Annotated in this window: 22 protein-coding genes; 9 read left to right on the forward strand and 13 right to left on the reverse strand. The window is 44.0% G+C overall.

Annotated elements, in window-relative coordinates; all coding sequences use genetic code 11:
- Positions 1-41 precede the first annotated feature (41 nt).
- Positions 42-746, forward strand: a complete 705-nt coding sequence (locus NXS09_RS02930) for a fumarylacetoacetate hydrolase family protein (protein WP_259291061.1) — start codon at positions 42-44, stop codon at positions 744-746.
- Positions 747-871: 125 nt separating this feature from the next.
- Here NXS09_RS02930 and NXS09_RS02935 read toward each other — a convergent pair whose 3' ends face one another.
- Positions 872-1,723 carry an IclR family transcriptional regulator gene (locus NXS09_RS02935; RefSeq protein ID WP_259291062.1) on the reverse strand — a complete coding sequence of 284 codons (852 nt, stop codon included), beginning with the start codon at positions 1,721-1,723 and terminating at the stop codon, positions 872-874.
- 1,138 nt (positions 1,724-2,861) lie between these two features.
- Between NXS09_RS02935 and NXS09_RS02940 the strand changes: the two genes are divergently transcribed.
- The 5 genes from NXS09_RS02940 (at position 2,862) to NXS09_RS02960 (ending at position 7,801) form a co-directional block, all read left to right on the forward strand.
- Complete coding sequence (locus tag NXS09_RS02940; protein WP_259291063.1) at positions 2,862-3,908, forward strand: TRAP transporter substrate-binding protein; 1,047 nt, start codon at positions 2,862-2,864, stop codon at positions 3,906-3,908.
- Positions 3,909-4,035: 127 nt separating this feature from the next.
- Positions 4,036-4,569, forward strand: a complete 534-nt coding sequence (locus tag NXS09_RS02945) for a TRAP transporter small permease (protein WP_259291064.1) — start codon at positions 4,036-4,038, stop codon at positions 4,567-4,569.
- Positions 4,559-5,845, forward strand: coding sequence for a TRAP transporter large permease (locus NXS09_RS02950; protein ID WP_259291065.1), 1,287 nt, complete (start codon positions 4,559-4,561; stop codon positions 5,843-5,845). Before NXS09_RS02945 ends, NXS09_RS02950 begins: the two co-directional genes overlap by 11 nt.
- Positions 5,846-6,201: 356 nt before the next feature.
- On the forward strand, positions 6,202-6,693 hold the full coding sequence (locus NXS09_RS02955) for a CinA family protein (RefSeq protein WP_259291066.1): 492 nt from the start codon (positions 6,202-6,204) through the stop codon (positions 6,691-6,693).
- Between the two features lie 304 nt (positions 6,694-6,997).
- Complete coding sequence (locus NXS09_RS02960; protein ID WP_259291067.1) at positions 6,998-7,801, forward strand: class I SAM-dependent methyltransferase; 804 nt, start codon at positions 6,998-7,000, stop codon at positions 7,799-7,801.
- 133 nt (positions 7,802-7,934) lie between these two features.
- On the opposite strand, the gene NXS09_RS02965 is transcribed toward NXS09_RS02960, so the two are convergent.
- The gene (locus tag NXS09_RS02965) at positions 7,935-8,279 is read right to left on the reverse strand and encodes a putative periplasmic lipoprotein (RefSeq protein ID WP_259291068.1); all 345 of its coding nucleotides are present in this window, start codon (positions 8,277-8,279) and stop codon (positions 7,935-7,937) included.
- A 176-nt stretch (positions 8,280-8,455) separates the two neighbouring features.
- Positions 8,456-8,956, reverse strand: a complete 501-nt coding sequence (gene ftnA, locus NXS09_RS02970; RefSeq protein ID WP_259291069.1) for a non-heme ferritin — start codon at positions 8,954-8,956, stop codon at positions 8,456-8,458.
- A 247-nt stretch (positions 8,957-9,203) separates the two neighbouring features.
- Here ftnA and NXS09_RS02975 point away from each other — a divergent pair, with 247 nt between their 5' ends.
- Both NXS09_RS02975 and NXS09_RS02980 read left to right on the forward strand, forming a co-directional pair.
- Positions 9,204-11,444: a DNA internalization-related competence protein ComEC/Rec2 gene (locus NXS09_RS02975; protein WP_259291070.1), complete on the forward strand. Its 2,241-nt coding sequence runs from the start codon at positions 9,204-9,206 to the stop codon at positions 11,442-11,444.
- Between the two features lie 154 nt (positions 11,445-11,598).
- On the forward strand, positions 11,599-13,083 hold the full coding sequence (locus NXS09_RS02980) for an aldehyde dehydrogenase family protein (protein WP_259291071.1): 1,485 nt from the start codon (positions 11,599-11,601) through the stop codon (positions 13,081-13,083).
- A gap of 74 nt (positions 13,084-13,157) precedes the next feature.
- Here the strand turns inward: NXS09_RS02980 and NXS09_RS02985 are convergent, their stop codons facing one another.
- The 4 genes from NXS09_RS02985 to trpE form a co-directional block, all read right to left on the reverse strand.
- Entirely contained in the window at positions 13,158-14,753 is a 1,596-nt protein-coding gene (locus NXS09_RS02985; protein ID WP_259291072.1) for a glycosyltransferase family 2 protein, read from the reverse strand.
- A 229-nt stretch (positions 14,754-14,982) separates the two neighbouring features.
- Positions 14,983-16,119 carry a 5-(carboxyamino)imidazole ribonucleotide synthase gene (locus tag NXS09_RS02990; protein WP_259291073.1) on the reverse strand — a complete coding sequence of 379 codons (1,137 nt, stop codon included), beginning with the start codon at positions 16,117-16,119 and terminating at the stop codon, positions 14,983-14,985.
- A gap of 98 nt (positions 16,120-16,217) precedes the next feature.
- Positions 16,218-16,781, reverse strand: a complete 564-nt coding sequence (locus NXS09_RS02995; protein ID WP_259291074.1) for a hypothetical protein — start codon at positions 16,779-16,781, stop codon at positions 16,218-16,220.
- Between the two features lie 61 nt (positions 16,782-16,842).
- Positions 16,843-18,318 carry an anthranilate synthase component I gene (gene trpE / locus NXS09_RS03000; RefSeq protein WP_259291075.1) on the reverse strand — a complete coding sequence of 492 codons (1,476 nt, stop codon included), beginning with the start codon at positions 18,316-18,318 and terminating at the stop codon, positions 16,843-16,845.
- Positions 18,319-18,628: 310 nt separating this feature from the next.
- Between trpE and NXS09_RS03005 the strand changes: the two genes are divergently transcribed.
- Positions 18,629-19,396: an endonuclease/exonuclease/phosphatase family protein gene (locus NXS09_RS03005; protein ID WP_259291076.1), complete on the forward strand. Its 768-nt coding sequence runs from the start codon at positions 18,629-18,631 to the stop codon at positions 19,394-19,396.
- A gap of 85 nt (positions 19,397-19,481) precedes the next feature.
- On the opposite strand, the gene ilvC is transcribed toward NXS09_RS03005, so the two are convergent.
- From ilvC to sstT, 6 genes are all read right to left on the reverse strand, one after another.
- Positions 19,482-20,495 (reverse strand): ketol-acid reductoisomerase, encoded by a 1,014-nt coding sequence (ilvC, locus tag NXS09_RS03010; protein WP_259291077.1) that lies wholly within the window; start codon positions 20,493-20,495, stop codon positions 19,482-19,484.
- A gap of 46 nt (positions 20,496-20,541) precedes the next feature.
- Positions 20,542-20,844, reverse strand: coding sequence for a putative quinol monooxygenase (locus tag NXS09_RS03015; protein ID WP_259291078.1), 303 nt, complete (start codon positions 20,842-20,844; stop codon positions 20,542-20,544).
- A 24-nt stretch (positions 20,845-20,868) separates the two neighbouring features.
- Entirely contained in the window at positions 20,869-21,360 is a 492-nt protein-coding gene (gene ilvN / locus NXS09_RS03020) for an acetolactate synthase small subunit (protein WP_259291079.1), read from the reverse strand.
- Positions 21,360-23,144, reverse strand: coding sequence for a biosynthetic-type acetolactate synthase large subunit (gene ilvB / locus NXS09_RS03025; RefSeq protein WP_259291080.1), 1,785 nt, complete (start codon positions 23,142-23,144; stop codon positions 21,360-21,362). The genes ilvN and ilvB overlap by 1 nt, the downstream gene beginning before the upstream one ends.
- A 533-nt stretch (positions 23,145-23,677) precedes the next feature.
- Positions 23,678-24,379: a hypothetical protein gene (locus NXS09_RS03030; RefSeq protein WP_259291081.1), complete on the reverse strand. Its 702-nt coding sequence runs from the start codon at positions 24,377-24,379 to the stop codon at positions 23,678-23,680.
- A 101-nt stretch (positions 24,380-24,480) separates the two neighbouring features.
- Positions 24,481-25,707, reverse strand: coding sequence for a serine/threonine transporter SstT (sstT, locus tag NXS09_RS03035; protein WP_259291082.1), 1,227 nt, complete (start codon positions 25,705-25,707; stop codon positions 24,481-24,483).
- Positions 25,708-25,962 lie beyond the last annotated feature (255 nt).

Below are 25,962 nucleotides of genomic sequence, written 5' to 3' on the forward strand. Positions count from 1 at the left end.
TTTATTTGCCGTTAAGGTAAAAATAGCAAAAGGAATGAAATATGTCATATGTTTTTGAACCTGTAAAAACAGTTGGTTTGAATGTACAAGGTACGGAAGATAAATTTCCCGTACGTCGTGTTTATTGTGTAGGTCGTAACTATGCGGCTCACGCTCGTGAAATGGGTTTCGATCCCGATCGTGAACCTCCGTTTTTCTTTTGCAAACCAAACGATCCGGAATCAGTGATTCCTGTTGAAAAAGACGGTACTGTTGATGTGCCTTATCCGACACTGACTGAAAATTACCACTATGAAGTAGAATTAGTTGTTGCCATTGGTAAAGATGCTAAAAATATTTCTGTTGAAGAAGCTAAAGATGTGATTTTCGGTTATGCCGTTGGTTTGGATATGACCCGTCGTGATTTGCAAATGAAAATGCGTGAACAAGGACGTCCTTGGGAAATCGGTAAAGCATTTGACTACTCAGCACCTATTGGCGAATTGGCTCCGATTTCTGCCATTGGTGAATTGAATGAAGGCAATATTGAGTTAACTGTAAATGGTGAAACCAAACAAAAGAGTAATATTACTCATTTGATTTGGAATGTATCAGAAGTAATTTCCCGCTTATCTGAACTGTTCGAATTAAGAGCCGGTGATTTAATTATGACCGGTACCCCTGAGGGTGTTGGCGCTGTTGTTAAGGGTGATAAGATGGTTGCGACTCTTGATGGCCTCAGCAAAATCACTGTTAACGTTAAATAAAAAGTTATTGATAACAAGCTGATTATTTAGCTTCTAAATTATAAAAAAACCTTATTGAGTTTATAGGCTCAATAAGGTTTTTATTTCGGCATACTATATTGATGGAATTTTAATTCGTCATTAATCTATAAAAGACGGTAATGTTGTACGATGGCAAGCATCTCTTTAATAATTTTATTTCTTTTGCTTGCTGGGAGTTGCTCCGCAGTTCCAATAGCAGTAATGGCATATATGTGCTGCTGTTGTCCGGCTGTATTAGAAAAATCTTGTATGTTTGAGAGATACATTACATCTACTGCTATGCTAAAAGCATTGATACCGGTCATCATATTGCCGATAACATAAGAAAAGCCTTGTTTTTTTATCTCTGGTAGTAATAATTCAAATTCATGCCAAAGTTTTAAAGCATCTTCTTTGTTGGCTTTTTTTGAGGTTTCAATATCATTAAATGAACTGCTTTCATTTGGATTATTGGACTGTAATTCTGTTAACACCAAAGGTTTAACGGTATCTAATGGTTGATAGCTTGCTAAGAGTTGGCCTGTTGCCGAGGAAGCGATAGGCATGCGGGAACCTATACGGGTATTGATACTAATTAGATTATTCGGATCGATAGATTGGATGACAACAGGCCCTTCATTAAACCATTTGGCTATCTGAACCCCACAATTTAAATTGTTTTTTATCTCAGTCGCTATTTTATTGAGTTGATTGATTACGCTGGTTTGCTCCAAACCCGTTTGCCGGATAGAGTTAATCCGTTCACCTAAAGTATAGTATCCGTTACTCAGTTGTTTCACATAGTTTTTAACTACCATGCTAACCAAGTAACGGTGTATTTTGGCTGCAGGCATTTGCATTGCAGAAGCAATGTCTTTCAGTTTCATCGGTTCTTTATGGTCAATTAATATATCTAAAATCGATAATCCGATTTCTATTGACTTTACGCCATGACGAGTTTTGTTAGGTTGAGTCATAGGTTACTCTATTAATGTTATATAACTTATCTTACTGTTACTTCTATTGGCAATTGAAGCAGATTATCAGTTGATATCATATCAAATTTACGAGATTTTAATGCTCCTTGTTGACTATGATCTCTATCAGATAGGGTGGGTTTTTCATATTAAACAAAAGAAGGATATTTGATTTTAATTTTTGGGATATTGTGGCTTATGTTGTACTACATTGATTTAAGATATAACTGGATATTTGTATGCCGATAGAGAGGCAAATGCCATCTTTCAAAAGTATAAAAATTTTAATTGCAGTGATTGATTCTGTATTTTTTTACTTTTGTTTTTTAATAAAAATCTCATTATTTCTCGCTTACATTGGTTCAAATATATTTAATAAAATTAATAATATGTTATTTTTTGTAAATAAATATTAGTATATATTTGTATTATTAATTATTATGTAAGCCTTTTTAAAATGATTATTAAATATTTTTGATATCAGATTTGTGGATGAAGTTTAGTTTAGCATGGATTGATTCATAGTTTAATTATCGGTGCATTTAAAATGATGCTTATTCAAAATCAGTTTATCTAAAGTATAAGACAAAAGTATATGTTATATGAAATATATTTGTTTTTAAAAGTATAAAAGTAAATAAAGCCAAACATTGATTAATTTATAGGTATGTTGGAATACGAATATATTTGTGAATTCTACATAATCGAAATATCTTTTTTAATCGTTTTATGTTAAAGAAAATAATCTTAATAACTTTAAATTTTTAATGTACAAATTATGTAATACATAATTTAATAGAAAAATTTATTATCATTTCTATTTTAGTTGTTATGAGTTCCTTTGATTGAAGCCTTATTATATACTTTGGAGAAATTCAGTTTTTATCTGGCATGTTTTTAGGAGGTTGGAGGAGATAAAACATCAATTACATAATTTCGAAAATAAAAAATTATTTCCGTTATGAGAAATGATGATTTAAAAATATTAGATGCCATCCATCGAAAAGTTTCCGGTTATATGTTTTCTATAAGGCTTAAATATTTTGCCGGACAACTTCAGAGTGGCATTATTTTTATACCAATAAATTAGACTATACAAAATAGTCATTTCTATTATTCGTCAAAGAAGGAACCTAGAATGAAACGAAAATTATCTTATGTAGCATTAATGGCAGGTCTGTTGGCTGTTGCAGGCTGTTCTAATGACCAATCATCTGCCGATTCTAACTCTGAAGGGGTAACTACTCTTAGATTTTCACATTTCATGACACCAAACGATCCGATTAACAAAGAAGTTTTCGAACCTTGGGCTAAAAAAGTTGAGGAAGACTCTAAAGGACGTTTGAAAGTTGAAATTTATCCTTCGGCTACTCTGAGTAAACCCGATAGTACTTATGAGTCATCCGTTAGCGGTATTGTTGATATTGGCGTTCAGCCACAAGGTTATACCAGTGGCCGTTTCCCTATCAGTCTTATGGCAGAGTTACCGGGCATATCAACTTCCGGTGAACAGCTTGGCTGTGTAATGCATAAGCTTTATGACGATGGTGTGATTGCCGATGAATATAAAGATACTCATGTATTGTTTATGTTGGGATCAGGTTCTCATTCCTTGCATACCAAAGATAAAACCATTAAAACGCCGGCAGATTTACAAGGCATGCGCATCCGTCGCACTTCTTCGGTAACGGCTGATTTACTAGATGCGCTAGGTGCCGTTCCCGTCGGCATCCCGGCAATGGATACTTATACCTCTTTGCAACGTGGTGTGATTGACGGTGTAAGCTTGCCATGGCAACCGATGGCTGCTTTCCGTTTAAATGAATTGGTGAATACCCATACCGTTCTTCCTTATTACAATGCCGAGTTCGTTATCTCTATGAACAAGGATAAATATAACAGTCTGCCCGATGATTTGAAGAAAGTAATTGATGACAACTCAGGAGCTCAGATGGGTATTAAAGGCTCGAAGATTTTTGACCGTATTAACGAAGAGGTGATGAAAGAAGCCGCTGCCAGAGGTGATACGATTATTGAAATTAAAGATCCTTTAAATGATCCGGCTTGGAAGCCGGCCCTTGAGAAAGGTACGCAAAAATATCTTGATAATCTCAAAGCTCAGGGTATTGATGCGGATGCTTTATATGAAAAAGTGAAAGCAGCCAGCGTTTCTTGCCAAGGCTAAGTTTAATCGCATAAATCACTTAAAAACCTAATGAACATTATCATGGCAGGTTGCTGTATGAAAATATAGTGAGAACCATGCCATGGTATGCACCATTAGGTTTTTTATAAAACCAAAAGGGTATCATATGGAGAGTTTATTTAAAGCGAGTGGCTTTATCTCAAAACTATGCCAGTTTATTGGCAGTCTCTGCATTGTTATTAGTGTATTGGCAACGGCAGTTGGCGTAACCACACGTTATTTGTTCAAATTAACCAATGGTGAATTTGGATTCGTGATGCAGGGTGGCGTTGAGATTGTTTCTTATTGTATGCTTTTTTCTTTATTGGCTGCTTTTGCTGCTTATATCGAACGAGCACAGATTATTGTGGATCTGTTCACACAAAAAATGCCGAAATCTGTCAAAGGTTTCTTGATGGCTATTTTCTTACTGGGCTTTGCTGTAATAGGGGCTATTTTTGCTTGGGGACTTTATGAAAGTGCCGTTGAAGCTCATGAGGTAGGCACATTTACTCAAGACCTTCGTATTTCATTTACACCTATTTATTCATTTGCTGCTTTCTTAAGCGGATTACTTGCCATTCGCTCATTGATTGAGTCTATTAAGATATTTAAAACAGGTGAGTTTTTTGATGCAGAGGAGATAGCACATGAGTCCTGAGGTGATTGGTGCCATTGGTTTGGCATGTATGATTCTATTGGTTTTAGTTAGGGTTCCGGTTGCATTGGCTATGCTGGGGGTCGGTATTATCGGCTTCGGTATCATTACTACACCTGGAAATGCTTTGCAGGTTATGAAGGATATCCCTGTTGAAGTTCTAGCTAAATATGATTTTAGTGCGATTCCTTTATTTATTTTAATGGGTGTGTTTGCCACACATTCGGGAATGGCCGGAAAACTCTTTACCTCTACGCGTATGATATTCGGCGGCGTTCGGGGAAGCTTGGGCATTGCCGGAGTCGGCTCTTCGGGTATTTTTGCTTCGATTTCAGGCTCTTCTTTGGCAACTGCCTCTACCATGACTAAAGTTGCCTTACCGGAAATGGAAAAGTTCGGCTATCAGCCGGGCTTTGCATGCGGTATTTTGGCAGCAGGCGGAACCTTGGGGATTATGATTCCGCCCAGTATTGCTTTACTGGTTTATGCTGTTTTAACAGAACAATCGGTTGGCGATATGTTTGTAGCCGGATTTTTACCCGGTATTTTGGGTATGGTGATGTATTCTTTGACCGTGGTTATTATGGTGCGTTGGAAGCCGCATCTTTCCCAACGCGGTGCGAAGACCTCGTGGAAAGACAAAATCTTGTCGTTGGTAGGCTTGATTCCTTTTAGTGTCATTTTTGTCATTATTATTTCGGGTATTTATTTTGGTGTGTTCACGCCTACAGAGGGTGCTGCCGTTGGTGCGCTGGCCTCTTGGATCTATGCCGTGATGAAGGGTATGCGTCTTAAAGGTTTGAAACAATCCTTAATCGAAACGTTATCTTTGTCTGCCGTTGTATTTTTGATGCTGCTTGGTGCGGAAGCTTTAGGATATTTTATTACTATTTCCCGCTTGTCTTATACCTTATCGGCATGGATTTCCGGTTTGGCCGTTAGCCCCATGATTATTTTGCTTTGCATCCTTTTGATGTATTTCCTATTGGGATTGTTTATGGATGCTTTGGCCATGTTGGTGATTACTATTCCCGTGGTCTATCCTATTATTGTTTCTTTGGGATTTGATCCGATTTGGTTTGGCATTATTACCGTGCTTACCGTAGAGCTTGGCTTGATTACACCGCCGATGGGCATGAATATTTTTGTGATTAAAGCGATGGCGCCACATATTAAGCTGGCCGATATGTTTAAAGGGGTGACGCCGTTTATTATTTCCGACTTTATCCGATTAGCCATATTAATTGCCTTTCCGATTATATCCCTCGGCTTATTATAAAGTTGATATTTAGTATATTGGCATAATTGAGACAGAAACCGGTTTGGAATCAGTATGAATACCAAGCCGGTTTTTTTATTGCATAGTATTTGCGCAACCATATATTTAGATTGATTTTTAGAATAGTAGATAAAGATAATAAAGAAGTATTGCTTAGTGATATTTTCATTAAATGAATCGTTTTATGGGTGAAAATAATGGATGAACTGCCACGAAGATAAGCAGATAGGATAAAATACGGTAAATTCTAAAACAGTGTTATTTGAGTCACAATTTTAGTGTTTTGAGAGCCAAATAGATGGTATCGGGCTATTGTTGGCATTCTTTCAAAGCACTGTATATGGAAGCTTTACATTATGGATAATATTCTAGCCAACCTTACCGGCCTACTTGCCGAATATGGTCAAACCGTTTCTTGCGCCGAATCCTGTACCGGAGGGCTATTATCCGGGGCGCTTACCAGCTTGCCGGGTAGCTCTGCATGGTTTCAAGCAGGATTGGTAACATATAGTAATGAAGCCAAACAGAATATTTTGGGTGTGAAAAAAAACACCTTGGAGTTTTATGGTGCCGTTAGTGAAGAAACCGTGCGTGAAATGGCACTTGGTGCATTGCTGACAACCAAAACGGATTATGCTTTGAGTATTTCCGGTATTGCCGGGCCGACGGGTGGGAGTGAGGAAAAGCCTGTGGGAACAGTATGGTTCGGATTGGCTACCAAGCAACGTATTTGGGCCAAGACTGCGTTATTTGAAGGTAATCGTGATGAAATTCGCCAACAGGCTGTTCAATTTGCGTTGACATTTTTATATGAAAAAATCATTGAGAAAAACAAACAGCCAAAATAACGGGAAGCTCTGTTTTTATTAACATTGCCCAAGATGGGATTGCGTAGTGATAAATGGAATGAGGCCGTCTGAAAAGTTTTCAGACGGCCTCATTCCATATTACTTTACCAAGCATAAATCACTAATGTACTGTACTGTCTAGAAGGTGTGCAGTAATAAGCAGTGCGGCTTTACTAATAGGATAATGATATCTAAATGACTGTTTTATATTTTTAAAATATCGAATATATTACTTATTGATGTTATATTATTAAATAGATGTCCCATCATTATTGGCCGAATCATTACAGATAGGTAGTTAAATATGAAGAATACAAATATCCATAACGCTGATAAAACAGTATCTGATTACAAAAACCATAATGATTTGATAGATAAGCAATTTGGCTCGCAGGCAAGTTTATATTTACAAAGTAACGTACATGCTTCAGGTCAAGAATTTGCATTAATGGCGCAACAAGTAGAGCAGTTTCAGCAGCCTACGATCTTAGATTTAGGCTGTGGGGCAGGGCATGTTAGTTTTAATGTGGCGCCATTGGCTCAGAAAGTGATTGCTTATGATTTGTCAAAAGATATGCTTAATCTCGTTGCGAAAACAGCTAAAGAAAAAGGGCTGAATAATATTGCCATAGAAAAAGGGATAGCTGAATCATTGCCTTTTGCAGAGGATAGTTTTGATATGGTTATCAGCCGTTTTTCGGCGCATCATTGGCAAGATGTGCCCCAAGCTTTAAAAGAAGTGCGACGGGTTTGTAAGCCTGATGCCAAAGTGATGATAGTAGATGTGATGTCCCCCGCCAATCCGCTCTATGACAGTTTTTTACAAACCATAGAGATGCTCCGCGATACCAGTCATGTGCGAGACTATTCTGCCGCTCAATGGCAAGCTATGTTTGCCTATGCAGGGTTGGAAATTCAAAGCATGCAAACGCGTAAACTGGTTTTAGATTTTGCTTCTTGGATAACAAGAATGCGAACGCCGGATCACTTTGTTACCAGCATTAGGGCGTTACAACAAGGCAGTAGCCAAGATTTAAAAAACTATTTTGATATTCAAGAAGACGGTTCGTTTACATTAGATGTTGTGACTTTCATCGCATCGGTATAAAAATATAAGATTATATTCATAACATTTGGATGAGTTTATATATAGAAATAAGGCCGTCTGAAAAAGTTTTCAGACGGCTTTTATTGTCAAATAAATATTGAAAAGCAGATGGTATCCAAACTGCTTAAACAGCTTACTCTACTTCCCGATAAACCGTAGTCGAGCCTTTGCGTTTTAAAGTAGCACGGCTGTCTTGTACATGCCAGCGGGTGGTGGCATTACCATATTCCACACCTTGTGCCCATGATTGGATTTGCTGCAGGGTTTCAACCGTATTGCCTTGGCGCAGTTCTACGGTGAGCGGACTATTACTATTATTGTAAATGGCAGTTAGGCGCTTGTTTTTTCCGGCCTGATAATGGATGGTTTGTGTTTGTGCTTCGACTACTAAAGGCGTAGGGGCATCGGGGCGGACGGCTTTTTGCGAACCGCAGGCGGCACATAATAAAACGGGAAGTAAAATAAAGTAACGCATCATTTTATTTGAATAATAGTTGAGAGGTACAAAACGGATAGTGGGCAGATTATAACAAATTCATGATACGGCTTGGTTATCCTAACGGATATAAACCATAATCTGATGGGTTTATTTTATTTGTATATTTTATACAGGCTGATAATTTTTAGCTTATCAGCCCGTTGTTGGTCAAACGCTTAGGCGGCAGGCGGGACTAATGCCGATAAATCTTTATCGACATAATACAAGCCTTTGCCATCATCGCCGACTAAATTGAGCTTGTCTAAAATAGATTTGAACAAGCGTTCTTCTTCATGTTGTTCGGCTACATACCATTGCAAGAAGTTAAAGGACGAATAATCTTTTTCGGCGAAAGTGGCTTCAACCAATTCGTTGATTTTTTGCGTAATCATTTTTTCATGTTCGTAAACCGTCTGAAAAACATCTTTTAAGCCGTTGTAATCCGCTTTGGGGGCATTAATGGTACCGATTTGGGGGGTGGCGCCTGTTTCGCTCAAGTAATTGAACAGCCGTTGCATATGTTGCATTTCTTCGGCGGCATGTGCTTTTAAGAAGGCGGCGGTGCCTTCAAAACCGTGGCTGTCGGCCCATGCAGACATTTGTAGGTAAACATTGGATGAATAAAACTCAAGGTTCATTTGATCGTTTAGATGATCGATGATTTTTGTGGAAAGCATAATGTTGCTCCTTTGTTATCCATAGTCGTCAAAAAATGAAATCAAAATAGTGCAGATATTGCGCTTAACCTATTTTTATCACTGATACCGGTATGCCGGAAAAGTTCGGCATATTGCACTTTTTCTTTCCCATCCTACACATGTTTATCATAGCAGGTTGCTTAGCCTTTGGGGATACATACGGGTGACGTTCTTTCAATATTGCTTTATGATAACTATGTTTACTATTAAAAAAAGAATTTGATTGATGCGGGGATTAGGGTTGCCGCTGTGGGTGGCTGGTGTGGTAGTGTCGTTTGCATTGCCTATTGTGCCGCCGTGGGCATGGTCTATTGCGCTGTGGTTGGTTCTGCTGGCTGCATCATGGCGGTTTCGTGCGGCAGGGTGGGCTTGGATATGCCTTTCAGGTGTGTTGTACGGCATCGGGCATACGCAATGGCAGTTGGCGAAACAGTGGCCGTTGTCTGAGGAAGTGGTTGCCGTGCCGCTAACCGTTCAAGTCATCGACTTACCTCAGGCTGATGAGCGGCGGATACGTTTTATTGCCGATGCGGTTGACGAATCCGGCAAGCATTTTCGGTTGCGGTTGTCAGACTATCATTTGCGGGATTGGCCGGCAGGTAGCCGCTGGCAGGTTCGTGCCAGAGTGCGTGCACCTGTTGGCGAAGTTAATTTACGCGGATTAAACCGTGAAGCATGGGCGTTGGCATCCGGTTTTGATGGGCTGGGTACGGTTGGGAAAGAGCGGCGGCATTTATCAGATAGTACGGGCGGATTATTGGGTATGCGCGAGGCCATCAGTTTGAATTGGCAGCAAACCGATATGCGCGGCTATGATTTTTCAGACGGCCTATCGTTAATGCGGGCATTAAGTTTGGGCGAAAAATCGGCTTTAAGGGCGGATGTCTGGCAAACCTTCCGACCGCTAGGTTTAAATCATCTGGTGAGTATTTCGGGCCTGCATGTGGGCATGGTGGCTTTATTGGCGGGCTGGTTGATGAAGCAGATATTACGCTTATGGCCGTTTGTGCCGAAAATACCGCGTTTATGGATATTGGCGGCAGGATTAACGGCGGCTTTGCTGTATGCGGGTTTGGCGGGTTTTTCCGTACCGACGCAACGTAGTGTTTTGATGTTGTCTGCCTTGGCATGGGCTTGGTGGCGCGGTAACGGTGTGGCAGCATGGCGCGGTTGGTGGCAGGCATTGGCGTTGGTGTTGTTGTTTTCCCCGCAGGCGGTATTGAGTGCGGGGTTGTGGTTGTCTTTCGGTTTGGTGGGGGCTTTGTTGTGGGTGTCGTCAGGCCGTCTGAAAACGGATAAGGGGTGGCGGCAGGTATTACGCGCTCAGTGGGCGGTTTCGGTGCTTTCGGTGGTGGCTTTGGGCAGTATATTTGCTTCGCTGCCACTGATTAGCCCGTTGGTTAATATGGTGGCGGTGCCGTGGTTTTCGTGGGTGTTGGTGCCGCTGGCTTTATTGGCTTCGTTGCTGCCGTTTCCTACATTGCAATGGTTGGCGGCAGGGGCGGGCGAATATACATTGCGTGCGCTGGCGTATATGGCGCAGGGTGCGCCGGAATATGCGGTTGCCGCCGCGCCGTCTTATTTGCTTTTGTTGGCCGTGGTGTCGGCATGGCTGTTGTTATTGCCGCGTGGCAGCGGTTGGAAACCTTTTGCCTGTTTGGTGTTGTTGGGGTTTGTGGCATACCGTCCGCCTGAAGTAGGGCAAGGCCATCTGAAAATCACGGTTTGGGATGCGGGGCAGGGTTTGTCGGTATGGATGCAGACACACCGGCATCATCTTCTGTTTGATACCGGTACGGAGCCGACGGCAGTGATGAATATTCTGCCCAGCCTGAATGCGGCGGGGGTGCGGCGTTTGGATATGTTGGTGTTGTCGCATCATGATGCCGATCATGACGGCGGGTTTCGGCAGGTCAATCAGGCGAAAAAGCCGCAACTCATCATGGCCGGCCAGCCTGAGTTTTATACCGGCGCTTCGTTGTGTGAAGAGCGGTATTGGTTTTGGGACGGTGTATATTTTGAATTTTTAAGGCTGTCTGAAACCTTGGCGCGTGAAGACAATGATAAGAGTTGTGTCTTGCGGGTGTTGGCCGATGGGCAGTCGTTATTGGTGACGGGGGATTTAAGAAAACAGGGCGAATCGGCCTTGGTGAATACATTCGGTGAGAAATTGTATAGCCAAGTGCTGGTTTTGGGGCATCACGGTAGCGGGTCGTCTTCAAGCGGGCGTTTTTTGAATACGGTGTCGCCGCGTTATGCGGTGGCGTCCAGCGGTTATGCCAATCCTTATAAACATCCGGCCAAGGCGGTTAGGCGGCGATTGCGGGCGCATGGCATTACATTACTGCGCACTGATTTATCAGGGGCTTTGGTATTTGAATTGGGTGATGACGGACAGGATATTTTCAGAGGCCGTCTGAAAGGTTTAAAACCTTATTGGCAGAAGAAACCGTTTAATGAAAAATAAATATAATAAAATGACAATAGAATTAATATCCGGTTATAAAAAAAAGCATAATTTTACAATGCAGAAAGATGGATATGCTTGAAACATCAGGTGAAAACTACTATGCTGAAAGCAAGCTTCAGGGCTTAAAACCTACACATTTAGGAGAATGACAATGGCTAAAAATTTAAATGTATTTGATAAAGAATATGGTTTGCTGATTAATGGCGAATGGACCAAAGGTAGCAAAGGCGAGCTGCGTGCATCCTATAATCCGGCTAATAATGAGGAGTTGGCTAAATTTGTCGAGGCTACGAACGAAGATGTGGATGCTGCTGTTCAAGCGGCACAAGAGGCGTTTAAAACATGGCGTAAAACAACTGTTGTCGAACGTGCGGCGATACTCAATAAAATTGCCGATGTAATTGATGAGAATACCGAGTTGTTTGCCTTGCAGGAAACGCTGGACAACGGTAAACCGATTCGTGAAACCCGTGCTGCCGATATTCCTTTGGCTGCCGATCATTTCCGTTATTTTGCCGGTGTTATCCGTGGCGAAGAGGGCACATGTAATCAGTTGGATGAAGAAGATTTATCTATTGTATTGCGTGAGCCGATTGGCGTGGTTGGTCAGATTATTCCGTGGAACTTCCCGTTCCTAATGGCAGCGTGGAAAATCGCCCCTGCATTGGCAGCCGGTTGTACCATCGTTATCCATCCTTCCAGCAGCACTTCATTGAGCTTGTTGTCTTTTGCTCAAAAAATTAACCATCTGCTACCTAAAGGTGTTTTGAATATTATTACCGGTGGCGGTTCTAAATCCGGCGAATATATGCTGCACCATAAAGGCTTTAATAAATTGGCCTTTACCGGTTCGACCGCAGTCGGTCGCCGTGTCGGTGTGGCAGCCGCTGAAATGTTGATTCCGTCTACTTTGGAATTGGGCGGTAAATCTGCCAATATCTTCTTTGACGATATGCCGTTCGACAAAGCTTTGGAAGGTGCGCAAAAAGGTATTTTGTTCAACCAAGGTCAAGTATGTTGTGCCGGTTCGCGGATTTTTGTGCAAGAGGGTATTTACGATAAATTCGTTGCCGCTTTGGCCGAAGAGTTTAAAAAAGTGAAAGTTGGCCTGCCTTGGGAAGACGATACCCAAATGGGCGCACAAGTAAACGACGGCCAACTGGAAACCATTCTGAACTATGTGAAAATCGGCGAAGAAGAAGGTGGCCACGTTCTTACAGGCGGTAAGAAAATCGAAGGCGGTGATTTGGGTAAGGGCGAGTTTTTGGAGCCGACCCTGATTGAAGCCAAAGGCAATGATGCCCGTATTGCCCAAGAAGAAATCTTCGGCCCGGTGGCAACCGTGATTAAATTCAAAACCGAAGAAGAAGTGGTGAAAATGGCCAATGATTCCGAATATGGCTTAGGCGGTGCGGTTTGGAGTAAAGACATCAACCGTTGCCTGCGTGTTTCACATGCATTGGAAACCGGCCGTGTTTGGGTGAACTGTTATAACCGTCTGCCTGCCGGTGCACCATTTGGCGGTTACAAAACATCCGGTATCGGCCGTGAAACCCATAAAATGATATTGAATGCTTATACCCAAGTGAAAAATATCTATATCAGTACCCGTGAAGAACGCGAAGGTATGTATTAATTCATTTACCCGATATTAAATGATTGAAATTGAATTAAGGCCGTCTGAAAATGTATTCAGACGGCCTTTGGGTTTTATTTATTATCCGATTCATCAGGTTTATCAGGATGTTCTAAAAATTCATCCACACCATGTTCGCAGCGGATTTTCTTTTCTTCCAAAGTGGCTTTTAATAAAGCATCATTGGCCGGTAGGGCAGCCCTGTCGGCCTCGTTATGCCATAAATGATAGGCAATGCCGGCAAATTTGAGATTATGCCGTTTCATACCGTTATGGTAGCAGCGTGCGATAAATTCACTGTCTTCACGCCCCCAGCCGACAAATTCGTTATTAAAGCCGTTAACCGCCAGTGCGTCGTCACGGAAAAAGCCCATATTGCAGCTTTTAATGCCTTTATGTTTTTGATTGCCACGTTTGCCGATAAATTTGGCCAGTTTGGGTAGTCGGAGTGCGGCAAAACGTTTGTCAATGCCATGTGCGCCAAAGGAAAGTTTGGGTAATAGTAGCTCACGGTCGTTCAGAATATCGTGGGTACGATTTTGTGTGATTAATACGCGCGAACCTTGAATCAGACGGCCTTTACGGGCAATGGCGATATGGTCGGCGATAAAAGACGGATCCAATATCATATCCCCGTCGATAATAATCAAATAATCGGAAGAGGCAGCGGCAATGGCACGGTTGCGGGATTGGGCGGCGCGAAAACCTTTGTCTTGCTGCCAAGTATGCTTCACCGGAACCGGGCTGGCTTGGGCGAATTTGCCTATCACTTCGGTGGTTCTGCGGTCGGAGCCATCGTCGGCAATAATAATTTCTTGGGGTAGGCGGGTTTGTGCCAAAGCGGATTTCAGCACCAAAGCCAAGGCGTCGGGGCGGTTGTAGGTGGTGATAATCAGTGCAACACTGACATTACGGTTGTGTTCGTAGAGCTTAACGTATTTGTAATAAGAGCCTTGTGCATTAGCCGCCGAAATAATTAATCCGTCATAACCGTATAAAATCCCTTTTTTCAGTAGATAGTTTTTCAAAAAAGACGTACCGCCGTGTAATAAGGCTTTTAAAGGTGATGCGGTTTTTTTAAAACGGTTTTCTTCTGCATACAAGGTAGTGTATTGCTGCATTTTTTGAATCAGACCCTCTGCATTTTGAAACGAATAGTGTTTCAAAATACCTTTGAGCGAGCGGATATTGAATTGAGGGCCGATAGATAATGCTTCATGTACGCGCCTATTTGAAAAAGATACATAATTACGTTGGTAAAGCCTTGGCAAAACATCAGGATACCAGCCGCACCCTTTAATCAGGCGGCCGTTGTAATGGTTTAGGCGCGAAAGGCTGTAAACGGTTTGCGGGTCGTTATGTGCAACCGCTTCCCGAATGCTTTCGATTAATTCGGCATCGGGTACTTCGTCGCTGTCGATACTGAATATCCAATGATGTTTGGCCAGAGAAGCGGCTAAATTTTTCATGGGGCCGAAACCGGTGAATTCATGTGTGTGTATGCGTACGTTTTCAAATTGTTGTGCGATTTCTAGGGTGCTGTCGGTCGAGCCGTTATCGAGTAGCAGCACTTCGTCGAATGCCGACAAAGCGGCCAATACTTCGGGCAGATAGCGTTCGGAGTTTTTCACCAGCATGGCGGCGCTGGCAGGGATTTTATTTGCTTGCATAGGTTATCGGAGGCCGTCTGAAAAGTAGGGTTGTGGAAAGAGATAAAAATCGGCTTACGTCGGTTAAGACGTTCAGACGGCCTTAAGTTTCCAACATTTTGGCGGGTTTTGCAAAAAAATCAGGCCGTCTGAAAATAAGTGAATATTTCAGACGGCTTAAATATTGTATGTTATGGTTTTATGGGGTGTAAAAACACGCTTTATCGGTGTCAATGCGCCCTATAAAGCATCATAATTTAGCATGCAGTGCTTGGGCTTTTTCAAAGGCCGCGCCGGCATCTTTATCTAATACGGTGAAATGCCCCATTTTGCGGCCTTTACCGGCTGATTTTTTACCGTAAAGATGCAGATAGGCATGTAGGTCGGTTTGTATAGGTAACCAGTTCGGCTCGCCGTTGTCTTTCCATACATCGCCTAAAATATTGGCCATGCAGCAGGAAGACAATAAGCGGGTGTCGGCGGGCGGCAGGCCGCACATAATACGGACTTGTTGCTGGAATTGATCGGTTGTGCAGGCGTTTAAGGTGTGATGGCCTGAGTTGTGCGGGCGGGGTGCCATTTCGTTGACGATTAAGCTATGGGTATCGCCGACCACAAACATTTCAACCGCCAACACGCCGACATAATCCAGCTCATCGGCCAGGCGCCGCGCCATATCCTGCGCTTGTTGTTGTACATCGGCACTCAAACGGGCGGGTACGATGGAATAGGCGAGTATGCCGTCTTCGTGGATATTTTCGGCAGGGTCGAAAGTTTGTTCGTTGTCGCTGTCTAAACGGCAGACAATCACGGAAATTTCACTGCGCAAATCCACCATTTTTTCCAAGATACAATCCACGCGGTTTAGCGTTTCAAAGGCCGCTTTCAGTTCGTCCAATGTTTTTACGCGAACCTGACCTTTGCCATCATAGCCCAAGGTGGCGGTTTTTAAAATGCCGGGTAGGAGTTCCGCGCTGGCTTCGGTAATGTCGTCAAGAGAACAAACCGCCTGATAAGGTGCCGTTTCCAAGCCGGCTTTTTGAATCCATGCTTTTTCCTGAATACGGTTTTGGGCAATGGATACCGAATCGCCGCGCGGTGAAACAACGGTGTGGTCGGCCAAAAAGTGCATTACATCGGCGCTAACGTTTTCAAATTCGGTGGTTACGGCAGCGCATTTAGCCAATTCTGCCAAAGCGGCTTCATCATCGAATGGCGCGCACAAATGGCGGTCGGCAAATGCGGCGGCCGGCGCATCAGGATTGGGGTCGAGTACGGTGACTTGATAGCCCATGGTTTTGGCGGCAACGACAAACATACGGCCGAGTTGACCGCCGCCAAGTACGCCGAGCATAGCAGGAGGGAGGATGGGTTGGGATGTGTTCATAGTTATATTTCTATAATTGGTTTCATTCGGTATCATTTTGTTTTGTTGATACATAATTTGTCTATATAATTATTTAAGATACAATGGTGTAATTCATTTTATTTTTCCTGTGTGGTAGGAGGTAAGCAGTTATTTTGTTTTAATAAATTTGAGAATTGTTCTAGCTGTAATATTCTTTGTTGTCTTTCAGATTCAGATAAGGGGCGACCAACAATAGCAAACCCCTGTGCAACACCAGAATTTAGCTCATCATTTATACGGTCAAGTTCATTTTGCCATTTTTGTCTTTCTTGCCAGCAAGATTGCTGATTGAGAAATTGCGTATTATTTTTTTGAGATTGCCCTTCTAGCTCTTGATTGCGCTGCTCTAACTCTTGATTGCGCTGCTCTAACTTTTGATTTTGATCTTTTAAGTTATTTAAAGAATTAATATATAGAGACTTAGATATTGAATCATTTTGAATTTGTTTTAAATTCCTGATTTCTTCATTTTTCTGCGTAACTAATTCTTTTTCACTTTTGAGTTGAGCTTCAAGAGTATCTTTTTGTGCACCTATAATTAAATGCCATACCCCTGCTCCAATGGCAATACCAAATAGTAAAGTAATTAAATATTCTTTGAATAATTTTTCCGTTTTATCACTAAATAAAATATTCCACATGGTTATGTCTTTTGGTTTTTTTGTAAAATGCAATAAATATTAAATTAATAAGCTAAATTGGTTACTTATCCAGCCCGTTCTGAACCATTTCTGCCGCCCGCAAGACTGCGCGGGCTTTGTTTTGGGTTTCCTGCCATTCGGCTTCTTCGTCTGAGTCGGCCACAATGCCACCGCCGCTTTGCACATACAGGGTTTGATCTTTAATCACGGCAGTGCGGATGGCGATAGCCAAGTCCATATCGTTATTAAAGCTCCAGCAGCCGACGGCGCCGCCGTAGATACAGCGTTTAACGGGTTCGAGCTCTTCGATGATTTCCAATGCCCGCACTTTGGGTGCGCCGGATAGGGTGCCGGCGGGGAAGGTGGCGGCGAGTACGGCCATATTGTCGGTGTCGGGTTTCAGACGGCCTTCGACATTGGAAACAATATGCATTACATGCGAATAGCGTTCGACCACCATTTTTTCGGTTACTTTAACTTGTGCGGTTTCGCTGACTCTGCCGACATCGTTGCGACCCAAATCAATCAGCATCACATGTTCGGCGATTTCTTTGGTGTCGTTCAATAAATCTTGTTCGTTGGCCAAATCTTCGGCAGGTGTTTTGCCGCGCAGACGGGTGCCGGCAATGGGGCGGACGATAATATTGTCGCGTTCGCGGCGTACGAGGATTTCGGGGGACGAGCCGACCACATGAAAATCGCCGAAATCATAATAAAACATATAGGGTGAGGGGTTGAGCGTGCGCAGGGCGCGGTAGAGGCTGAGCGGGTGGTCGCTAAACTGCTGTTTCATGCGTTGGCTGGGGACAACCTGCATACAGTCGCCGTCGAGAATGTATTGGCGGATTTTGCGTACATATTCTTTATAGCGCGCTTCGCCGGTTTCGTGTTCCGGTTCGGTTTTCGGGCTGCCGAGTGATAACGGAATGGCGCAGCTTTGGCGCAACAGGGTGCGTAAATCTTCCAAGCGGTTGCGTGCCCGTTCGTAGCCGTCTGAAAGGCTTGGGTCGGCATAAACAATCAGGTAGATTTTGCCGCTGAGGTTGTCGACCACGGCCAATTCTTGCGACAGCATTAGCAGGATATCGGGGGTGCCGATGGTGTCGGGTTTGTTGCTGTTGCGGAAACGGTGGGCGAAATGCTCGAAATGGTAAATGGTTTCATAGCCGAAATAGCCGACCAAACCGCCGGTAAAGCGGGGTAGATTGGGAATTTCCGGTGTTTTGAAGCGTTCATGGAAGGCTTCGATAAAGTGTAGCGGATTGCCTTCGTATTGTTCGGTTAGATTGCCGTCTTGATATACGCTGACTTTTTTGCCTTCTGCTTTTAAATAGGTTTTGCAAGGTAGGCCGATAAAAGAATAACGCCCGAAACGCTCGCCGCCGACAACGGATTCCAGCAGATAGGTAAAAGGCTGGTTGGCGAGTTTGAGGTAAAGCGATAGCGGGGTGTCCAAGTCGGCCAGCAGCTCTTGAACGAGCGGAATGCGGTTATAACCCGCTTCTGCTTGGGCTTGGTATTCTTGTTTGGTAATCATGTTTCAGACGGCCTGAAAATGGTGTAGAAAAATAGGGGCTGAGTATAGCATTTTTACGGGGGCAGATGTAGCGTATCGATGGCTTGATTGGATAAAGTGCGGTGGTTGTAGGGGTTTGTTTTTGTTTGGGTTCGTTATATGGAAAGATAGTGTTGTGATTTTGCTTCATTGTCGTATACGGCAATCGGATAAGCCGTATGTTGATGTATTTAAACGGCCTTGCCGTATTGCCTGAAAATGTAAAACCGTATTTTCAGACGGCCTGATGTTATATAATAAATCAGATAATAAAACCAAAAACGGACACATTATGACCCCAGTTCCTGTTACCGTTACCTCTTACAATATGCATAAAGGCATGTCTGCCTTAAACCGTAAAGTACAGGTCGGCAGCATGGCGGAAGCGCTACACGACTTAAAATCAGATATCCTGCTTTTGCAGGAAGTGCAGGGCGAGCACCGTATCCGCCATAACCGACTCCCCGATTTCCCGCATAGACCGCATTACGATATTCTCGGCGAGCATTTATCGTTTAACAGCAGTTACGGTAAAAATGCCGTCTATCCCGAACGGCATCACGGCAATGCGATTCTGAGCCATATGCCTATCGATACCCGCCATAATTTGAATATTACTGTGAACAAACTCGAACAGCGCGGCGTGTTGCATTGTGAGTTTCAGCCTGAAAATTGGGCGCTGCCGCTGGTGTGTTTATGCGCCCATTTGAATTTGCGCGAACTTGACCGTATCAAGCAATATCAGGCGATTTACGAATATGTCGATCAACATGTTGATCCGGATAGTCCTTTGATTATTGCCGGTGATTTTAACGATTGGCGCTATAAATCTTCGCATTCGCTGGGCAAGGCTTTAGACCTGCAAGAGGCATTTGTCGATGCGGCGGGCAAACGCCCGAAAACGTTCCCTGCCCGTTTGCCGGTATTAAGCCTCGACCGTATTTATACGCGCAATCTCGAAGTGTTGGATGCCCGTATTCATAAAGAAAAACAGTGGCAAAAACTTTCCGACCATCTGCCTTTGAGTGTGAAAGTTTTACCACGGATTAAACAGCCTTAAATCTCAGGTTTATATATTGATTAAGGCCGTCTGAATCGTTTCAGACGGCCTCTTTAATGGTTATAAAACCAAGTTATGCGGCAGATTAGTTTTTATCTAAATCAACCAGTTTGTTTTTAGAAATCCAAGGCATCATGCTACGCAGCTGGGCACCGACTTTTTCGATTTGATGGTCGGCATTCAGGCGGCGGCGGGCAGTCATGCTGGCATAGTTGCTGGCGCCTTCTTGGATAAACATTTTGGCATATTCGCCGGATTGGATGCGGTATAACGCTTTTTTCATGGCTTCTTTGGTAGCTGGTGTAACTACTTCGGGGCCGGTAACGTATTCGCCATATTCGGCATTGTTGGAAATTGAGTAGTTCATATTGGCAATGCCGCCTTCATACATTAAATCTACAATCAATTTCAATTCGTGCAGGCATTCGAAATAAGCCATTTCTGGGGCGTAGCCGGCTTCCACCAAGGTTTCAAAACCGCATTTCACCAACTCTACCGCACCACCGCACAATACGGCTTGTTCGCCGAATAAGTCGGTTTCAGTTTCTTCACGGAAGTTGGTTTCAATCACGCCGCCTTTGGTGCCGCCGTTGGCAGCTGCATAAGAAAGGGCGATATCGCGGGCTTTGCCGGATTTGTCTTGATAAACGGCGATAAGCGTCGGAACGCCGCCGCCTTTCAGGTATTCGCTGCGTACGGTATGACCGGGGCCTTTGGGGGCAACCATAATCACGTCTAAATCGGCGCGCGGCACGATTTGGTTGTAATGTACGTTAAAGCCGTGGGCAAAGGCCAATACCGCGCCGTCTTTCAAGTTAGGTTCGATTTCGTTTTTGTAAACGACAGGTTGGTTTTCATCCGGCAGCAGAATCATCACCACATCGGCTGCTTTGGTGGCATCGGCTACGTTGTAGACTTTGTGGCCGGCGGCTTCGGCTTTTTTCCATGAACCGCCTTGGCGCAAACCGATGACAACGTTTACACCTGAATCTTTCAGGTTGGCTGCGTGTGCATGGCCTTGCGAACCATAGCCGATGATGGCAACGGTTTTGCCTTTGATTAATGATAGGTCGGCGTCTTTATCGTAAAAAACTTGCATTTCGGGTTTCCTTAAAATTGAATATGAATGATTGATGATAACGGTATTAATCGGTGTTTTCGGATATGTCTGTCATCGTGATGACTTCCAAACCATCGGTTTTACCTTCGGCGGCTTTCAAGAAGTTTTGAAAATGGGCGGTTGTGCCGTGTTTTTCCAAAGCAGCTTGGGTTTGCCAATGTTCAAAAAAGATAAAACGGTTTTCGTTTTGCGTGTCTTGATGCAGATCGTAACGGATATTGCCTTCTTCGCTGCGGCTGGCGGCGACCAATTGGCGGAATACTTCAAGTAGCTCGTGGCGGTACTCGGGTTTCACGATAATTATGGCAGTCACTTTAACATTACTCATATCCGTTCCTTTCAAATACAGTGCTTAAATTTTCAAAATCCGTTCGCCGCGTCCGATTCCGGCCGCACCGGTTCGCACGGTTTCGAGAATTGAAGTTTTGCCTAATGTTTCTAAGAATGAATCCAGTTTGTCGGATGAACCGGTAATTTCTATGGTGTAGGTTTTATCGGTAACATCGACAACGCGCCCACGGTAAATTTCAGAGAGGCGCAGGAATTCATCGCGGTCTTTGCCGACGGCGCGGACTTTAACCAACATCAGTTCCCGTTCGACAAAACGGCTTTCATTTAAATCGACCACTTTAATCACTTCAACCAACTTATTAAGCTGTTTGGTGATTTGTTCTATAACCGTGTCGTCGCCGTGGGTGACAATGGTCATCCGCGATAAGGTTTTGTCTTCGGTGGCGGCAACGGCCAATGAGTCGATATTGTAATCACGGGCGGAGAACAAGCCTACCACACGGCTCATCGCGCCTGATTCGTTTTCCATCAGGATAGATAAAATATGTCGCATTATGGCACGCTCCTTGTATCGTAATCACGGTCTTTCACATCGTTCACATCCGAATCTTTCGGTGTTTCGCGCATGTGCGGCGGCAATACCATTTCATCTAAGCCTTTGCCGTTGCCGACCATGGGGAACACGTTTTGTTTTTTGTCGGTAATAAAGTCCAAGAACACCATGCGGTCTTTTTGCTTGATGGCTTCAAGCAAGGCGCCTTCCACGTCGGCTTTTTTATCGACGCGGATACCGATGTGGCCGTATGCTTCGGCCAGTTTCACAAAGTCGGGCAGCGAATCAAAATAGGTTTCGGATTCGCGGTTGCTGTAATACAGCTCCTGCCATTGGCGAACCATGCCCAGATAACCGTTATTTAAGGTCACCACATTAATCGGAATATGGTATTGGAAGCAGGTCGACAATTCTTGGATATTCATCTGAATCGAACCTTCGCCCGTGATACAGAAAACATCTTGGTCGGGTGCGGCTAACTTAGCGCCCATCGCATAGGGTAGGCCGACGCCCATAGTACCGAGGCCGCCTGAATTGAGCCATTGGCGGGGGCGCTCGAAAGGATAATATTGCGCGGTAAACATTTGGTGTTGACCGACATCGGAAGTAATGATGGCGGAATTGTTGGTTACTTCCGCTAATTTTTGCAGCACATATTGAGGCTTGATAATATCGCCGTCATTTTCATTATCAAACCACAAGCAGTTGCGGCTGCGCCAGCTTTCCAGAGCGTGCCACCATTTTTCAAGCGAAGTAGGCGAAATCAATAATTCTTGCTTTTTCCACAACGCCGCCATATCTGCTAAAACATTTTTAACATCGCCGACAATCGGGATATCCACTTTTACACGTTTGGCAATGCTGGAAGGGTCGATGTCGATATGGATGATTTTTTTGGGTTTTTCCAAAAACTTAGACGGTACGGAAACCACACGGTCGTCAAAGCGCGCACCAACGGCAAGCACGACATCGGCATTTTGCATGGCCAGATTGGCTTCATAAGTGCCATGCATACCGAGCATGCCGAGGAACTGGCGGTCGCTTGAGGGGAAAGCGCCTAAGCCCATCAATGTGCCGGTACAGGGAACACCGGTTAAGCGGATAAAATCAATCAATTCTTGATGGGCATTGCCCAATACTACGCCGCCGCCGAAATACACCAAAGGCCGTTTGGCCGATGCAAACATCTGTACGGCTTTTTTGATTTGGCCGGCATGGCCTTGGGTTACCGGTTGGTATGAGCGGATAAAAACATCTTCTTGCGGATAGCTGAACTTAGCCATTGCCTGAGTCACATCTTTGGGGATGTCGACAACCACCGGGCCGGGGCGGCCGGTAGCGGCAATTTGGAATGCTTTTTTAATGGTTACCGCCAGATCGTTGATATCGGTGACCAAGAAATTGTGTTTAACACACGGTCGGGTAATGCCTACGGTATCGACTTCTTGGAATGCGTCGGTACCGATAGCGGGTGTGGCAACTTGCCCGGTAATCACGACAAGAGGAATCGAGTCGGAATAAGCAGTAGCAATGCCGGTAACCGCATTGGTGGCGCCGGGGCCGGAAGTCACCAGTGCCACACCTACTTTGCCGCTGGTGCGGGAATAGGCATCGGCGGCATGAACCGCAGCTTGTTCGTGGCGTACCAGAATATGTTTGAGTTTATTAAATTGGAACAGCGCATCGTAGATTTCGAGGACTGCGCCTCCGGGATAGCCGAAAACGTATTCTACACCCTCGGCTTTAAGACTTTGCACGAGTATTTGTGCACCTGATAATTGCATGTCTGCCTCTGTTTTCTGCGTGTAAGCCAAAAGGAGCAATTCGTTTCGCCACAGCACCTGTAATGCAATTTTTGTAAGCAACGATTTAGGGTACGCGCATTACAAAAAAACGGCGACAACCAAACTGCCCGAGCAATTGAGCTCAGACGCTTGAGCGTTTTACTGATAAAGGGAATCAGAACAATAACCTAAACTTAATGTTTAAATCAAGATAAAAACTTTCATCTTGATAAAGAAAAAATGATTTTATAGATTATTGTTTGATTTATAAAGAATAAAATAAAGCGGTTTGATAGAGCGCTATTTAATGAAAATATGTATATGATAATGAACCCATAGCAAGTTGTTTCAAACGGCGGCGATTAATCAAGCAAGTCTGATGGTTTAAAGAGGGGTTGTCGGCCTTCTTCACGAGCGGTTATGTCGAGGCGGTATTATTGCGGACGGGCCGTCTGAAAATATAAAAATATATAAAAGCCTTTGATTGATACGGTTCAATCAAAGGCTTTCGGGTTATTTATTGTGTTAGACGGTTAACGGATAGATTCGATTTGATAATCCAACCGGTCTGTTTTATTGGTCTGATGATTGGTTTGAACCACAATGCGCGGGATAAACATTTGATAGTCGTATAAGTAATAACCCTCGAAATTCTGAGTGAGGTTAACCGTTCCGGCAGGGTTTTTCATCGTCAGCGTACAGTTGGCATGTTGTGCATTGCCTTTGAGGCTGGAATGGATGGCTTGGGCATTTGCCGCTGCCGCAAGCGTACATTTTTCCTGTACATTCAGCGTGCCGTTGGCATCTTCCAATACGGCGGCACTTTCAACGGTGGCGCCGTGTAACGACCATTGTGCAGGCGGCGGTGCGATTTGAATATCACGCGTGGTAAAACCCGCTTCATTCATTTTCCATTGTAAATCCCAGTGGTTGAGCAAAACCAAGCTTTCTGAATCAGGGCGGTCGGTGACGGAAGAACTTTTACGTTTGAGTACGCTAGGGGCGGAAGAAAACCAGCCCAAACCGGAAAATTTATCGGTTTGGCGGTATATACGGACGTTGTCTTGCGTATTGCTTTGTTCGGCAACCTGATAAACGATTCTGCGGATACGCTGTTCGGGTTTGCCAATCTCAAACGCTTCGCTCAGGTTAATCAGTCTTTTTTCTTCCTGATCCGCTGCCGATGCGGCGGCAGGCAGGAGGGACAGGGCAAGTATAAATATCAATGGACGCACGTTCGGTATCCTCATTATCAATGATTGAATAATATAACAAACAAGTAATCGGATAAATAAGACAACAGGCCGTCTGAAAGTTTCAGACGGCCTGTTAATATTTACATACCTTCTTTACGTTGGCGGCCTAAATCGGCTGCGGCGGTAAACAATACATCGGTAGAAGAGTTCAGCGCGGTTTCTGCAGAATCTTGTACCACACCGATAATAAAGCCGACGGCAACAACCTGCATGGCGATATCATTGGAAATACCGAACAGGCTGCAAGCCAACGGAATCAGCAGCAAAGAACCGCCTGCCACGCCGGAAGCACCGGCGGCACTCACGGTGGCAACTAAGCTCAACAATAGGGCGGTAGCAAAATCCACTTGGATATTTTGCGTGTAGGCTGCGGCCATCGCCAATACGGTAATCGTGATGGCGGCACCGGCCATATTAATGGTGGCACCCAAGGGAATCGAAATAGAGTAGGTGTCTTCATGTAGGCCGAGTTTTTTTGCCAAAGCCATATTCACCGGAATATTAGCGGCGGATGAACGGGTGAAGAATGCGGTGATACCGCTTTCACGCAGGCAGGTCAGCACCAGCGGATAGGGATTGCGGCGGATTTTCCACCAAACCAATACGGGGTTGACCACCAAAGCGATAAACAGCATACAGCCTAATAATACGGCCAATAAATGGGCATAGCTGGATAAGGCACTGAAACCGGTTTCGGCAATGGTAGACGATACCAAGCCGAAAATACCCAAAGGCGCAAAGCGGATCACCCATTTCACAATGGCGGATACCGCATCGGATAAATCGGCAATCATGGTGCGCGTGGTTTCGGATGCGTGTCTGAGTGCGAAGCCCAATAACAATGCCCAAGCCAAAATGCCGATATAGTTGGCATTGGCAATGGCGTTAATCGGGTTGGCCACCAGATTCATCAATAAGGTTTTCATCACTTCGGTAATACCCGAAGGCGGTGTGGTGGTAACCGCATCCGCATTAACCAATATCATTTCGGTGGGGAAGATAAAGCCTGCCAATACTGCAACAAATGCGGCGGAAAAGGTGCCGATGGCATAAAGTACGACAATCGGTTTGATATAGGCTTCGCTGCCTTTTTGGTGGCGGGCAATCGCGCTGATGACCAATACAAAGATCAATACGGGGGCGACGGCTTTCAATGCGCCGACAAACAAACTGCCGAGCAATCCTGCCGCAAGGCCGGCAGCAGGCGAGAGCCAAGCCAAAATAACACCCAAAATCAGGCCGACAATGATTTGTTGCACCAAACTGATGCGGTTGACGGCATCAATAACCGGATTTCCGCTTGCCATGAGTTTTCCTTTAGATAAGGTTAAGAAAGGATAACATTTTAAAATAAAATGCCTTTCCCGTAATGGGCTTCAAAAAATACAGCATTTAAAGTTTTAATAAAGCAATTATTTAGAATTTTATTCTTATTTTTTACAAAAAAATCTAAGAAAACGATAACTTTTTGTAATTTTAATTTTGCTTTTTTCGGGATAAACAGGCTTGTTGATAATGCGGTTAAGATATATTCGGGTATAAAGGCAGCTATAAAACAGTAG

Origin of the sequence: Neisseria montereyensis (assembly GCF_024834045.1) — a bacterium.
In the GTDB taxonomy this organism is placed as follows: domain Bacteria; phylum Pseudomonadota; class Gammaproteobacteria; order Burkholderiales; family Neisseriaceae; genus Neisseria; species Neisseria montereyensis.

Coding starts and splice junctions, on each gene's coding strand:
- NXS09_RS02940 (WP_259291063.1), top strand. CDS start 2,862: ATGAAACGAAAATTATCTTATGTAGCATTAATGGCAGGTCTGTTGGCT.
- NXS09_RS02975 (WP_259291070.1), top strand. CDS start 9,204: ATGCGGGGATTAGGGTTGCCGCTGTGGGTGGCTGGTGTGGTAGTGTCG.
- ilvB (WP_259291080.1), bottom strand. CDS start 23,144: ATGCAATTATCAGGTGCACAAATACTCGTGCAAAGTCTTAAAGCCGAG.
- ilvN (WP_259291079.1), bottom strand. CDS start 21,360: ATGCGACATATTTTATCTATCCTGATGGAAAACGAATCAGGCGCGATG.
- NXS09_RS03005 (WP_259291076.1), top strand. CDS start 18,629: ATGACCCCAGTTCCTGTTACCGTTACCTCTTACAATATGCATAAAGGC.
- sstT (WP_259291082.1), bottom strand. CDS start 25,707: ATGGCAAGCGGAAATCCGGTTATTGATGCCGTCAACCGCATCAGTTTG.
- NXS09_RS02995 (WP_259291074.1), bottom strand. CDS start 16,781: ATGTGGAATATTTTATTTAGTGATAAAACGGAAAAATTATTCAAAGAA.
- ftnA (WP_259291069.1), bottom strand. CDS start 8,956: ATGCTTTCCACAAAAATCATCGATCATCTAAACGATCAAATGAACCTT.
- NXS09_RS02980 (WP_259291071.1), top strand. CDS start 11,599: ATGGCTAAAAATTTAAATGTATTTGATAAAGAATATGGTTTGCTGATT.
- NXS09_RS02930 (WP_259291061.1), top strand. CDS start 42: ATGTCATATGTTTTTGAACCTGTAAAAACAGTTGGTTTGAATGTACAA.
- NXS09_RS02950 (WP_259291065.1), top strand. CDS start 4,559: ATGAGTCCTGAGGTGATTGGTGCCATTGGTTTGGCATGTATGATTCTA.
- NXS09_RS02935 (WP_259291062.1), bottom strand. CDS start 1,723: ATGACTCAACCTAACAAAACTCGTCATGGCGTAAAGTCAATAGAAATC.
- NXS09_RS02955 (WP_259291066.1), top strand. CDS start 6,202: ATGGATAATATTCTAGCCAACCTTACCGGCCTACTTGCCGAATATGGT.
- NXS09_RS02945 (WP_259291064.1), top strand. CDS start 4,036: ATGGAGAGTTTATTTAAAGCGAGTGGCTTTATCTCAAAACTATGCCAG.
- NXS09_RS02960 (WP_259291067.1), top strand. CDS start 6,998: ATGAAGAATACAAATATCCATAACGCTGATAAAACAGTATCTGATTAC.
- NXS09_RS02965 (WP_259291068.1), bottom strand. CDS start 8,279: ATGATGCGTTACTTTATTTTACTTCCCGTTTTATTATGTGCCGCCTGC.
- ilvC (WP_259291077.1), bottom strand. CDS start 20,495: ATGCAAGTTTTTTACGATAAAGACGCCGACCTATCATTAATCAAAGGC.
- NXS09_RS03015 (WP_259291078.1), bottom strand. CDS start 20,844: ATGAGTAATGTTAAAGTGACTGCCATAATTATCGTGAAACCCGAGTAC.
- trpE (WP_259291075.1), bottom strand. CDS start 18,318: ATGATTACCAAACAAGAATACCAAGCCCAAGCAGAAGCGGGTTATAAC.
- NXS09_RS02985 (WP_259291072.1), bottom strand. CDS start 14,753: ATGCAAGCAAATAAAATCCCTGCCAGCGCCGCCATGCTGGTGAAAAAC.
- NXS09_RS02990 (WP_259291073.1), bottom strand. CDS start 16,119: ATGAACACATCCCAACCCATCCTCCCTCCTGCTATGCTCGGCGTACTT.